Below are 12,591 nucleotides of genomic sequence, written 5' to 3'. Positions count from 1 at the left end.
GCGCGTTGATGGATCATTTCACGGCCGTCGATGGCACGCTTCACTGCGAGGGCGTCAGCCTCGAGACCATCGCCGAAGACGTCGGCACGCCGGTCTATGTCTATTCCACCGCCACGCTGCGCCGCCACGCGCGCGTGTTCCGCGAGGGACTGGCCGGCGCCGGGCGCATCCACCTGGCCTTCGCGATCAAGGCCAACCCCAACCTCGCCGTGCTGCGCGTGCTGGCGCAGGAGGGCTATGGCGCCGACGTGGTCTCGGGCGGCGAGATGGCGCGCGCGCTGGCCGCGGGCATCCCGGCGAGCGAGATCGTCTTCTCCGGCGTGGGCAAGACGCGCAAGGAATTGTCCGCCGCGCTGGATGCCGGGATCGGCCAGTTCAATCTCGAGCTCGAGGAAGAGGGCGAAGTGCTCGGCGCGATGGCGCATGCCCGTGGGCTACGCGCGCCCGCGACATTGCGCGTCAACCCGGATGTCGATGCCGGCACGCATGCAAAGATCTCCACCGGGCGGAAGGAGAATAAGTTCGGCGTCGATATCGACCGTGCGGTCGAGATGTATGGCCGGCTGGCCGAGCAGGACGGCCTCAGCATGCGCGGCGTGGCGATCCATATCGGCAGCCAATTGTTCGATCTCGCCCCGCTGGAAGCCGCCTTCGTGCGGGTCGGCGAGCTCGTCGCGGAGCTGCGCAAGTTCGGCCATTTCATCAGCCGCGTCGATCTCGGCGGTGGCTTGGGCGTGCCGTACAAGGCCGGCGATACGCCGCCCAGCCCGGCCGACTATGGCGCGATGGTCGCCCGCGTGACCAAGGACTGGGACGTCGAACTGATGTTCGAGCCCGGCCGGTTGCTCACCGCCAATGCCGGCGCCTTGCTCACCGAAGTGATCTGGGTGAAGCCCGGCGCGGTCAATCCCTACGTCATCGTCGATGCCGCGATGAACGATCTCGCGCGCCCCGCAATGTATGATGCATGGCACGATTTCGAAGCGGTGCGGGCCAGCGGCGCGCGCATGACGGCGAACATTGCCGGCCCGGTATGCGAAAGCGGCGACACGTTCGCCATGGCGCGCGAGATCGATCTCGTCTCGTCGGGCGATCTGGCGGTGTTCCGTTCGGCCGGCGCGTATGGCGCGACGATGGCCAGCACCTACAATAGCCGTGCGCTGGTGCCCGAAGTGCTGGTTGACGGCGATCGGTACGCCGTGGTCGCCGACCGCATCCTACCCGAGACGATCTTCGCGGCCGAGCGCGTGCCGGAGTGGCTGCTCGAATGAGCTGGCACAGCCTGCCGCTGTTCGTGCGGTTGGCAGGCCGGCCGGTGATCCTGCTGGGCACCGGCGAAGCGGCCGATGCCAAGCGCCGGTTGCTGGAGCGCGCCGGGGCAATGGTGTCGGGCGAGGACGCGCCCGCGGCGCTGGCGATCGTGGCGATCGACGACGAGGCCGAGGCGGTGGCGGCCGTCGCTCGGCTGCGCGCCCGCGGCGTGCTGGTCAACGCGGTCGATCGGCCGGAGCTGTGCGACTTCACACTGCCGGCGATCGTCGATCGCGATCCGGTGCTGGTGGCGATCGGCACTGGCGGCGTCTCGGCGGGGCTGGCGGCGGCGCTCAGGCAGCGGCTGGAGACGTTGTTGCCCGCGGGGTTGGGCGGACTGGCGCGGGGCTTGTTCGCGGCGCGCGGGCAAATCAAGGGGCGCTACCCCGATGGTGGGGATCGGCGCCGCGCGCTCGGGGCGGCGCTTGCTCCGGGCGGCGCGCTCGATCCGCTCACGGAGAATGCGTCGGTCGAGCGCTGGTTGGCGGCAAGTGGCGGTGTCGAGGCCGAACTGGTCACGATCAGGCTGGTATCCAGCGATCCCGATGACCTGACCTTGCGGCAGGCGCGGTTGCTCGGCCAGGCGGACCGCATCTTTCATCGCGGCGATGTGCCGCTGGCGATCCTGGAACGCGCGCGGGCGGATGCGGTGCGGGTGATGTGCGCTGGGCCGCCTGCAGAATTGGCCACGGGATTGTCGATCGACCTTTCCCTATAGCACTTCCCCCGAGGCCGGTGCCCCGTGGCGATGGTCGATGTAACGGCGCGCAGTTCTCGCCAATCGTTTCCCGATCGGGCCCCGGCCTCCGCCTAGGAAAGAACCACAAACGGTTATGCTAAGCCGCGCGGATCGTCCGCCAGGCCTGCGCAATCTCCTCGAGATCCGACGCAACGCTGAGGAACGGCGCCGAATCCTGCCCGATACTCGCCTCGATGATGGTGCGCCGCGCGCCGCCATAGACACGCGCCAGCGTGTGCGACACGTCGCCACCCGCCTCGAAATCGAGCCCCGCTTCCAGCGCGAACAGGATCGCCGTCGCACGCGTGATCTTCTCGCTCTTCATCGCGAAATTGTGATGGTCGATCGCCCAGGCCGCGACGCGCAGCGCGCGCACCAGTTCGTCGTACAGCAATTGCACCAGCGCCGGGCCGTCCGCCTCGGCGGTGCGGCCAGCGAGATCGATGCGACGATAGGTAGCTTCGGGATCGCGCCCCAATGCGCTGGCATAGGCCATCAATCGCTGCTGTTCCACGCATCGATCTGCTGCTCGAGAAAGGTCAGCGTCGATTTATACGCCGCGACGCGCGCATCCATGGCGGCGAATTGCGCGGTCAGCCGGGTCGTCATCACCGTGCCGGCGGCGGTCAGATCGGCTTGGTCGTCGGTCAGGTCGGCCTGCGTCTTGGTATAGCGCGTGGTGCTGGCGCCCAGCCCGGTGGTGGTGTTGATCGCTGCGTCGGAGATGGCGGTCAGCGCCGCGGACACGCCCTTGCCGCTCGCGCCCTTGCCATCGGCGAACATCGCCTCGACCGCGTCGGGATAGTTCATCAGCGCCTTGGTCAGCGTCGCCGTATCCACCGCCAGCGTACCGTCGCGATTGGTCTTGACGCCGATCTCGGCCAAGGTCGTCGGCGCGCCGCTTGCGCCGGCGCTGACCAGTGGCGTGAGCGTCAGGCTGCGCAGCGAGCGTTGCAAGGCGATGGCCGCGGAATCGGACCGCAGCGTGCCGCTGACCGGGTCGGTCTGCTCCTTCACCACCGCCGCGAGTTGGTTGAACGTCTCGACGAAATCGCTCACCGCCTGGCTCAGCGCGGTGGTCGGCGCGCTGGTGCCGAGCGTCACTTTGGTGCCGACCGAGGCGCTGACCAGATCGAGTTTCACGCCGGTGACCAGATCGGTGATGCTGTTGCCCGAACGCTTGATCGCAGTGCCATCGACCGCGACGATCGCATCCTGCGCGGCGCTGCCGATCGTCGTGCCGGTCGCGTCGGGCCCGATATCGAGCGCGGACAGGCCGGGCGCCGCAGGATCCTCGGTCGCGGTCAGCGTAAACGCCCTGGCCTCGCCGGTCGCGCCCTTGATGCTCAGCCGGGAGCCATCCGCATCGGTCAGCACGGTCGCGGTCAGGCCCGCGCCGGCCGCGTTGATCGCGCGGGCGATGCCGCTCAGCCCCGAATTGCCCTGCGTGATCGGGATCGTGATCGGTTCCGCGGCGCTGGCCGTGAAGCCGCTCATCGCGCCGTCGCTCACCGTTGCGGTGCCGAAGGTCAGCGTGAAACTACCGAGCCCGACCGAGGCGATCGTATCGGCGCGTGCGGGGCTGGTCGCGACCTGCGACTGGGCGAGTTGCTTGACCTCGATCGTCGAGGACAGGCCGGCGAGCTTGGCGCCGGACAAAGCGGTGGCAGTGACGATCGCGGGATTGGAACTGGTCGGGCTGGTGGCGAGCGAGCCGCCCTTCACCAATGCAGAGAGCGCGCTGGCGAATCCGGTGATCCCGCTCTTGATCGACGATACGCCGGAAATCTGCTTGGTGATCGTCTCGGTCTGTTGCGTCAGCCGCGCGGTCTTGTTGGCATATTGCGCGTCGACCAACGACGTCACCAGCGCGGTGATATCCACGCCGGAGCCGGCGCCGAGCGCGGTCGTGATCGAAGTCGTCGCCATTATTCGCCCCCTACCCCTAATAGATCGGCCGATGCCGGCATTTGTTTAGGATTGTTTCACGCCATTTTCGTCGAACCGGGCGCTGGCCGGCACCGCGACCGCGGGCGCGCTGCCGCCCGCCGCCACGTTGATGCCGAACACGAAGGCAAGGATCGTGGCGATGGCGAGGTACAGATCGTCGCGCACCTCCTGCCCTTCCTTGCTGGTATAATAGATGGCGCGCGCGATGGCGGGATATTCCATCACCGGCACTTGCGCTTCGGCGGCGATCTCGCGGATCGCCAGCGCCAGCACGCCGCGCCCCTTGGCCACCACCACCGGCACCTGATCCTTGCCACGATCGTAGCGCAAGGCGACCGCGAAATGCGTCGGATTGGTCAGGATGACATGCGCTTCCGCGACGGCCTTGCGCATGCCGCGCTTGGCCGCGCGGTGCTGCGCCTGGCGGATCGCGTTCTTGGCCTCGGGCGAGCCTTCGCTTTCCTTATGCTCGTCCTTCACCGCCTGTTTGGTCATGCGCAATTTGCCGAGCAGCCGGATCAGCTGCACCGGCACGTCGATCCCGGCGATGATCAGCAGCCCCCCAGCCATCGCGAACAGCACGCCCATCAGCGTGCCGCCAAGCGCGCCGGTCGCGCCCTCGACATCGGACGAGACCAGCCCGATCGTCATGTGCGACACCGACATCAGCATATAAGCGCCAATCGCGCCGAGCAGAACGACCTTGAGCAGCGACTTGCCGAGCTCGATCCAGCCTTGCGGCCCGAAGATGCGCTTGAGCCCCGACGCCGGGTTGATGCGGTCGAACTTGGGCGTCAGCAATTTACCGTTGAAGCCGAGCGAGCCCAATCCCGCCTTGCTCAGGATCGCGGCGAGCATGGTGATGACGAACAGCGCCAGCATCGGCGTAGCGAGCTTCCAACCCGAGGCGAGCAGCGGACGGAAAGGCTCGAAATCCTCGACATCGCTGCGCCCGAATTCGAAGCTCGACGTCATTACCGCCTTGCACGCGCCCATCAGCGACGGCCCGAAAAAGGCCAGCCAGCCGCACCCGGCCATGATCACCAGCGCGGTGGCGAACTCCTTGGACTGGAGAACTTCGCCATTTTCGGTCGCTTCGCGTTTGCGCTTGGCGGTTGGTGCTTCTGTCTTATCGCCGCCCATTTCCTCGGACATCAGACGAGCACCAGATTCTGCACCGCCGCGAGCCCCTCGCGGACGATGACGAGCAGATAATCGCCCATCGCCGGGAAGGCGATGGCCAGCGCGATCACGCCGACCGCGAGGCTGGCGGGCAGCCCGACCGCGAACAGGTTGAGCGCCGGCGCCGAGCGCGACAGCATGCCGACGACGAGATTGAGGCACAGCAGCAGGAAGCCGACCGGCAGCGCCAGCAGCAGCCCGGCAAGGAACGTATAGCCGCCGAAGAACGCGATTTCCTTCATCTGGCCGGCAGTCATCCAGGACGCGCCGACCGGCAGCACGTCATAGCTCTTCACCACCATCTCGACGAGCACGAGATGGCCGTTCACCGACAGGAACAGCAAGGTCAGCATGATCGAGAAGAACTGGCCCAGCGCGGGGCTCGATCGGCCATTCTGTGGATCGATCGCATTGGCGAAGCCGATGCCCATCGAAATACCGATCACTTCGCTGGCCAGCATCGGCGCGGCAAAGGCGATCTGCAGGATGAAGCCCATGGCCAGCCCGACCAACGCCTCGGAGGCAATGGCGAGGAAGGTGGCGAAGGCGAACACGTCGGCCGGCGGAGTGACGGTGTGCGTGGCGAGCACCAGCACGCCGATCGCGCCGGACAAGGTGATGCGCACCATCACGGGCACCGAGACCGCGCCGAACACGGGCGCGGCGATAAACGCCGCGCCGATCCGCACCATGACGAAGACCAATGCCCATAATTGCGGCTCGATCGACAGGCCGAAGCCGAGCGTGTTCATTGCGCCGACCGCGCTTCAGACGCGCCGTCATCCTGAACTCGTTTCAGGATCCAGGTGCGGTCATTTGCCAAACGGGCCCCGTCCGTGGATCGGCTGACCGCGCCTGGATCCTGAACCAAGTTCAGGATGACGAAGAAAGAAACGGCGTCGCCCACAAACCTAGCGCACCAGATCCGGGATCCGCTCGAAGATGCTGATCGTAAAATCGCTCAGCAAGCCGAGAATCAAACTCCCGAAGATCATGATCGAGATCGCCACCACGATCAGCTTGGGCACGAACGACAAGGTCTGCTCGTTGATCGAGGTCGCCGCCTGGATCATGCCGAGGATCAGCCCTGCGAACAGCGCCGGGATCAGGATCGGCGCGGCGGCGAGCGCCAGCACCCACATCGTCTCATTGGCGACGGTCAGGAAATATTCCGCGTCCATGCCGCTAACTCACGAAACTGTTGGCGAGGCTGCCCATGGTCAGCGCCCAGCCGTCGACCAGCACGAACAGCAATAGCTTGAACGGCAGCGAGATGATCGTCGGCGACAGCATCATCATGCCGAGCGACATCAGCACCGTCGCGACGACCAGATCGATGACGATGAAGGGCAGGAAGATCAGGAAGCCGATCTGGAACGCGGTCTTCAGCTCGCTGGTCACGAATGACGGCAGCAACACCGAGAAGGGAATGTCCTTCGCCGACTGGAACTTGCCCGCCTTGGCGATGTCGGCGAACATCGTGATGTCCTTCACCCGCGTCTGCTTGACCATGAAGGCGTGCAGCGGCGTGCCGGCGGTCTTGATCATGTCGGTCGCCTGCATCGTGCCGTTGGAATAAGGCTGGATCGCGGTCGTGTTGATCTGGTTGATCACCGGCGCCATGATGAAGAAGCTGAGAAACAGCGACAGGCCGATCAGCACCTGGTTGGGCGGGGTCTGTTGCAGCCCCAGCGCCTGGCGCAGGATCGCCAGCACGATGATGATGCGCGTGAAGCTGGTCATCATCAGCAGGATGCCCGGCAGGATGCTGAGCAGGCCCATGATGATCAGGACTTGTAGCGACAATGCCATCGGCTGGCCGACGCTGCCCGTCCCCGTCCCGCTCAATTGCCCCAGCGCGCGATCAATGCCGTCGCCGATATTTGGCGCGGGTGGCGCGGCGGGCGGCGTCACCACCGGCGCGGCTTGCGCGAACGCCGGATGCGCGACAATCAGCGCGAAGACGATGCCCAGCGCAACAAGCAAAGCCTTAGCCCACCAGCTCCCCCGCGAAAGCGGGGGCCCAGGGGTACGGGACACTGCGCGGGTGGCTCCTCGGCTCCCGCTTGCGCGGGCGAACGTCGGCGATTTGCCGCGCGAGCGTATCAATACCGGGCCAGTGCCGCGGCGCGTAATGGTCGCCTTCATTTGCCGTCGATCTTGTCGATCAACGTCACTCCGCCGCGCCCCACCGCGACGAGCAACTTGCGGCCCTCGAATTCCAGCACCGCCATGCGCAGGCCGGGCGAGATCATCATCGTTTCCTGTACTTTGAGCATGCGATTGGCGGGCTGCCCAGGCATCCGCGCCTCCAGCCGGCGCCACAGATACAGGCAGCCGATCATCAGCCCGCAGACGAGCGGCAGCAGCACGACGAGCTTGAGAATATACGACCACATCATGATCGATCAGACCCGCTTCTCGGGCGTGACCAATTCGGTCATGCGCACGCCGAAGCGATCGCCGACCGTGACGACTTCGCCACGCCCGATCAGCGTCCCGTTGACGAACACGTCGAGCAGTTCGTTGGCCTGGCGATCGAGCTCGATCACCGAGCTTTCGCCCAGCGCCAGCAGTTCGCGCAACGTCAGTTGGGTCGAGCCGATCTCGACCGTCAGCTTGACGTCGACATCCTGCAACAGCCGGAAATTGGCGGCGAGACCCGGTGCGATTTGCGCATCGACCGGAAAGGCGCCGGACATGTCGGTCATGAATATTCCTCGAGTTCACGGGTGATCGAATTGAGCCGGATCGCGGCCTTACCGTTGGACGTGCCGACCGTGCCGAGGCCGAGGCAATCGCCGCCGACCATCACCGGCACTTCGGCGCCGAAGCTGATCGGGATGATGTCGCCGGCCTTCAGCTCCATCAGCACGGAGAGCGCGACCATCGGTTCGGCCAGCACCGAGCGGACAGGGAACTTCACCCCCATCACGCGACGCGTAAGGCTGTTGCGCCAGGCCGGATCAGGCGCCGCGGTCTTGGCGTGGACCTTGCCGATCAAGGAGGGCGTGTGCGGTTTCAGCGCCGCGACGGGATAGAGGATATCGACGAACACGGGCTTGGCCGTGCCGGCAGCGATGCCGAAACGCGTGACGACAACGGCGTCGTCACCGTCCAGCCCTTGGATCAGGGCCGGGTTGGATTCGACATGCGCCGGCACGAACGCGATCCGGCTGAGCGGCTCCCACGCCGCACTGAGCGGTCCTGCGAGCAACGTGCCGAGCTTGGCCACGATCGCTTCGGCGGCCGGAGTAAATTCCGCTGGCAGCTCGGTCGGCGTGGCGCCGGTGCCGCCGAAATACAGATCGAGCAATTCCATCACGAAGCGCCCGTCGAAGATTGCCAGCGCCTGACCGCCCGTGGGCGTCATGATCAGTGGCAACCAGGCGGTCAGCCCGTCGGCGCGCTCGGCGCGATAATCGGCGAAACGCTGCACCACCAACGGCTCGGCAAAGGCGCGAACTTCCCGGCGCAGCAACGGTTCGAACACGCCGCGCATTCCCCGCGCGAGCCGCGCGGAGAGATGCTGCAACGTGTGCAGATCGCCGAACGGATTGAGATTCTGCACCCCCAGCGACACGTGCGCCGCTGGCTGTCGGGGGCGTTCCCGCCGGTCGGCCGATGCCGTGGTTGATGCTGCGTTAACCATCGATGGTCACTGAACAACAAAATTGGTAAAGTAGACGTTACCAACGCCGCCAAAGCCTTCCTTTTCCTTGAGCACGGTGTTGATCGCCTGGGCCAGGCGCTTCTGCAATTGCACCTTGCCCTCGGTGCTGAACACCTGCTCCTCGCTGGTGTCGCTGAGCGTCATCAGGATCGCCGAGCGGACGGCGATCTCATTGGTTTTCACATTGTCGATGACGGTGTCGTCATACGGTGTGGACAGGGCCAGGCCGACCTGCACGAAATGCACGCTGTCCTGCAGATTGGAGGTGAACTCCTTCTCCATGGCATAGTAATTGGAGGCATATTTGTCGCCGCCGGCGCCCGCCGGCGGGGCCGAGCCAGCTTCGCCACCGCCCTCGCCACCTTCGCCGCCGGCGGTAAACCTTTTCTGTTCGGCCTTGGGCACGAGCTTGGGGCCCGCGGCTTCCGCAACATGCGCGGCGCCGCCGCCGGGCATGTAACCGCTGGCGTACAGGCCGCCGGCGACGCCCCCGCCGACCAGCACCAGCGCGCCGATCGCGACCAATGTTTTTTTCATCCAACCGCTTTTTTTGGTCGTTGGGGTGGCGGCGGTGTCGATCAATTCACTCATGGGTCAGTCCTCCGTCAGGCGATTCGGGTGTCGGTGATGATGGCCGTCGGTTCGACGCTGGCAGCGATCGGTGCGACGTCGTGGATGGTGGACGACGGTTGCTGGCGGGCATTGCCGGCGCCGCTGTCGACGCTGGTCTGGCCGAGCTTCACGCCGCGTGCGTCGGCGAGATCGGCGAGCCGCGGCTGCGCCTCGCTCAGCAGTCGTGCGCTGGCGGCATGCTCGGCGGTGAAGTGGACATGGACGCGATCGCCCTCCTTGCGCACCGACACCTCGACTGCGCCAAGCGCATCCGGGACGAGCCGGATGCGCGTATCGCGCGCATCGGCGTCGTCGCGCAGCACTTCGATATGATCAATCATACCTTGCAGGCCGCTATCCTGGTTGAGATCGAGCGCGCTTTGTTTGGCCTCGCCGGTGGCGGCGATGGCAGGCGCGTGCAGCGCTACGCTGGCGACGGTAAGTTGGGCAGGCGCATCGGTCGGCTCTCGCTCGTCGCCGCGTGGCTGGGCGTGCACGGCCGCGGCGATGGCGGCGGCGAAGGCCTGGCCTGCGGGCTGGGTTGCGGGGTGTTGCGCCGCCCAAGGCGCGGCCGGCATCGGCGCATCGATGCGCACCGGAAGGCCTGCTTTCACCAGCGCCAGCTCGGCAGGCAGGACGATGCCGCCCTTAGAGATTGGATCGGCAAGGGGGGAAGCCAAGCCTTCTCCCGGATCCGCTAACGACGCCTCCCCGGCGAAGGCGGGGGCCCAGTCCGGTGACGTCGTGGCACCTGCAATAACTCCATTCAGTTGAGGCCCGGCCACCGCCGGGGGGGCGCCTGGCGACGTAAGCGTGCTTTCCGCAGCGACGGGCGTAACCCCACCACCCAATCGCGGCAGCGCCAGCGGGCATGTCGCCGAATTTGTCGGTGGCGTAATGACGCCGATCGGCAGCCAGATCGGATCCTTGGCCTCTTCGTCATCCGCCACCTTGCCAGGCAAGGTCTTGCCGGCACCGGCAATCCCCTGCCCCTTGCCCCGCCCCGGCGTGCCGCAGGTACGGGGATCGGCGATGTCGGTATCTGCTGTATTCGGCTCGGGCGTTGACGATCCATCGTGCTGCTTCGCGCGTTCGGTCAGCCGTCGGGCAACATCCCGCTTTTCGGCAACCGTATCCAGCGTCGTCCTGAAGTCGTTCGCAGCGTCACGCAGCGCGCGCGCAGGCGCACGCGCGGGCGGTGATGACGAAACGGATGTGGCAGCGTCGATCATGCAGAAACCCCGTGGCGAAACCCGCCCTTCCGCGTTTCAGCAAGGATCATGCCGAATTTTGCGCGAAGGCGGGGCCGCCTCAAGCGTGCGGATCGCGCGCAACGCGGCATCCGCTTGCGCCCGCGCGAGCAGTTTCTCGATCGCGCTTTGATCACGTTTGGCTTCGCGCGTTTTTTCCGCCGCTAGCGCAGCGACATGTTCGGCCGCGCGCATGCGGCCATCGGCGGCTTCCGCCGATTGCTGCAGCCGATCGCGGAAGTGCGCCGCGGCGATCAGCGACAGGCCCTGCCCGGTCGACGCCGTGGGTGCGATATCCTGTGTCAGCTGCGCGATGCGGTTGCGCAAATTCACTTCGCCCGCGAAGCGTTCATTGGCGCGCGCTTCCTCGGCGCGCACCAATCCCAATTGCAGCGTACGCACTTTCAGGATGCGGTCGAGCTTGGCCTTGGCCAGCGCCATCAGGCTGCGCCGAACACGCCGACCAGTTCGGCGACCGCATCGGGCAGCGAGACCATCTCGTCGGGATCCTGCTTGATATATTCCATCACCGCGCCGTGGCAGGCGATCGCCGCGTCGATCGCCGCATCGGCGCCGGGGCGGTAGGCGCCCATCAGCACGAGATCGCGATTTTCCTCATAGGTCGCGAGATGGCGACGCAGCACGCGCGCGGCGAGGATATGCGGACGCTCGGCAATATCGGTCATCACGCGGCTGACCGAGGGGCCGAGATCGATCGCCGGATACACGCCACGTTCCGCCAACTGGCGGCTCAGCACGATATGCCCGTCGAGGATCGAGCGCGCCGAATCGACGACGGGATCGTTGCCGTCGTCGCCATCCGCCAGCACGGTATAGATTGCCGTGATCGATCCGCCGCTGGCCACATCGGTGCCGGCGCGTTCGATCAGATTGGGCAACATGGCGATGGCAGACGGCGGATAGCCGCGCGCCGACGCCGGCTCGCCCAGCGCGAGACCGATCTCGCGCCCGGCATGCGCCACGCGGGTCAGCGAATCCATGATCAGCAACACCTTCTTGCCCTCGGCACGAAACGCCTCGGCAATGGCGTGCGTGCGTAGTGCACCGCGAATGCGCAGCACCGGCGAATGGTTGGCCGGCACGGCGACGACGACGGAACGCTGCCGCGCCGCCCCGGCGACCTTGGTCTCCAGGAAATCGGCCACTTCGCGGCTGCGTTCGCCGATCAGCCCGATGACGATCACGTCGGCTTCCGCGGCGCGCACGATCATGCCGAGCAGCACCGACTTGCCGACGCCCGATCCGGCCATGATGCCGATGCGCTGCCCCTGGCCTATCGTCAGCAAGCCGTTGATCGCGCGCACGCCGACATCCATCGGCTGCAGCACGCGGCCACGATCGAGCGGCGATTGCAGCTTGCCGGCGATCGGCCAATGCTTGGCGCCGCGGATCGGGCCGAGCCCGTCGATCGGCTTGCCCGCGCCATCGACCACGCGTCCGAGCATCGCTGCGCCGACCTCCGCTTCGCCCGGCGGCCCGAGCGGGCGCACCGGCGCTTGCGGCAGCAACGCAGCTGGCCCGCCCAGGTTCATCAGCAGCGTACGCCCGTTGCGGAAGCCGATCACTTCGGCCTCGACCCCAGCATCCTTCGAACCAACCTGGCAGACGGTGCCAACCGGGAGTTGCAGGCCGACGGCCTCCATCAGCAGGCCGTCAAACGAGGCGAGGCGACCGGAGACTTTGGGTTTCGGGGCAAAGCCGGTGGTGGCGAGTGATTCCAGATAATCGTCAGTGAAGCGGTTCAGCATGAGTGCCCCACTCCCGAAACCAAAGCCGCTTCCCCGAGGAAGGCCGGGGCCCAGTCGGGAGACAGCAGTATGTGAGGGCTGCGCATCGTAACCTGGGACATCACG

General features: G+C 66.3%; 15 protein-coding genes. 2 read left to right on the top strand and 13 right to left on the bottom strand.

From position 1 onward, the window contains the following. Positions 1-8: 8 nt before the first annotated feature. Positions 9-1,271, top strand: a complete 1,263-nt coding sequence (lysA, locus tag U1739_RS09075) for a diaminopimelate decarboxylase (RefSeq protein WP_332706897.1) — start codon at positions 9-11, stop codon at positions 1,269-1,271. Beyond that, complete coding sequence (locus tag U1739_RS09070; protein WP_332706894.1) at positions 1,268-2,029, top strand: precorrin-2 dehydrogenase/sirohydrochlorin ferrochelatase family protein; 762 nt, start codon at positions 1,268-1,270, stop codon at positions 2,027-2,029. Before lysA ends, U1739_RS09070 begins: the two co-directional genes overlap by 4 nt. 118 nt (positions 2,030-2,147) lie before the next feature. Here U1739_RS09070 and U1739_RS09065 read toward each other — a convergent pair whose 3' ends face one another. From U1739_RS09065 to U1739_RS09005, 13 genes are all read right to left on the bottom strand, one after another. Further along, positions 2,148-2,564, bottom strand: a complete 417-nt coding sequence (locus U1739_RS09065) for a flagellar export chaperone FliS (protein ID WP_332706891.1) — start codon at positions 2,562-2,564, stop codon at positions 2,148-2,150. Continuing rightward, complete coding sequence (fliD, locus tag U1739_RS09060; protein WP_332706888.1) at positions 2,546-3,979, bottom strand: flagellar filament capping protein FliD; 1,434 nt, start codon at positions 3,977-3,979, stop codon at positions 2,546-2,548. The genes U1739_RS09065 and fliD overlap by 19 nt, the downstream gene beginning before the upstream one ends. 45 nt (positions 3,980-4,024) lie before the next feature. Next, positions 4,025-5,155 carry a flagellar type III secretion system protein FlhB gene (gene flhB, locus U1739_RS09055; protein ID WP_332706885.1) on the bottom strand — a complete coding sequence of 377 codons (1,131 nt, stop codon included), beginning with the start codon at positions 5,153-5,155 and terminating at the stop codon, positions 4,025-4,027. Beyond that, positions 5,155-5,934 carry a flagellar biosynthetic protein FliR gene (gene fliR, locus U1739_RS09050; protein ID WP_332706882.1) on the bottom strand — a complete coding sequence of 260 codons (780 nt, stop codon included), beginning with the start codon at positions 5,932-5,934 and terminating at the stop codon, positions 5,155-5,157. The genes flhB and fliR overlap by 1 nt, the downstream gene beginning before the upstream one ends. 159 nt (positions 5,935-6,093) lie before the next feature. After that, complete coding sequence (fliQ, locus tag U1739_RS09045; protein ID WP_332706879.1) at positions 6,094-6,363, bottom strand: flagellar biosynthesis protein FliQ; 270 nt, start codon at positions 6,361-6,363, stop codon at positions 6,094-6,096. A 4-nt stretch (positions 6,364-6,367) separates the two neighbouring features. After that, a complete protein-coding gene (gene fliP, locus U1739_RS09040; protein ID WP_332706876.1) occupies positions 6,368-7,330 on the bottom strand; it encodes a flagellar type III secretion system pore protein FliP in 963 nt (320 codons plus the stop codon). After that, positions 7,327-7,584 carry a flagellar biosynthetic protein FliO gene (locus tag U1739_RS09035; RefSeq protein ID WP_332706873.1) on the bottom strand — a complete coding sequence of 86 codons (258 nt, stop codon included), beginning with the start codon at positions 7,582-7,584 and terminating at the stop codon, positions 7,327-7,329. Before U1739_RS09035 ends, fliP begins: the two co-directional genes overlap by 4 nt. 6 nt (positions 7,585-7,590) lie before the next feature. Then, entirely contained in the window at positions 7,591-7,893 is a 303-nt protein-coding gene (gene fliN, locus U1739_RS09030; protein ID WP_332706870.1) for a flagellar motor switch protein FliN, read from the bottom strand. After that, positions 7,890-8,834, bottom strand: a complete 945-nt coding sequence (locus U1739_RS09025; protein ID WP_332706867.1) for a flagellar motor switch protein FliM — start codon at positions 8,832-8,834, stop codon at positions 7,890-7,892. The genes fliN and U1739_RS09025 overlap by 4 nt, the downstream gene beginning before the upstream one ends. A 6-nt stretch (positions 8,835-8,840) precedes the next feature. Continuing rightward, positions 8,841-9,446 (bottom strand): flagellar basal body-associated FliL family protein, encoded by a 606-nt coding sequence (locus tag U1739_RS09020; protein ID WP_332706864.1) that lies wholly within the window; start codon positions 9,444-9,446, stop codon positions 8,841-8,843. Positions 9,447-9,460: 14 nt separating this feature from the next. Continuing rightward, complete coding sequence (locus tag U1739_RS09015; protein WP_332706861.1) at positions 9,461-10,699, bottom strand: flagellar hook-length control protein FliK; 1,239 nt, start codon at positions 10,697-10,699, stop codon at positions 9,461-9,463. 36 nt (positions 10,700-10,735) lie between these two features. Continuing rightward, positions 10,736-11,158: a hypothetical protein gene (locus tag U1739_RS09010; protein WP_332706858.1), complete on the bottom strand. Its 423-nt coding sequence runs from the start codon at positions 11,156-11,158 to the stop codon at positions 10,736-10,738. Then, entirely contained in the window at positions 11,158-12,486 is a 1,329-nt protein-coding gene (locus U1739_RS09005; RefSeq protein ID WP_332706855.1) for a FliI/YscN family ATPase, read from the bottom strand. The genes U1739_RS09010 and U1739_RS09005 overlap by 1 nt, the downstream gene beginning before the upstream one ends. Positions 12,487-12,591 lie beyond the last annotated feature (105 nt).

This window comes from Parasphingomonas puruogangriensis, assembly GCF_036663635.1.
Classification (GTDB): Bacteria; Pseudomonadota; Alphaproteobacteria; order Sphingomonadales; family Sphingomonadaceae; genus Sphingomonas.
This window is presented reverse-complemented; position numbering and strand designations above follow the sequence as displayed.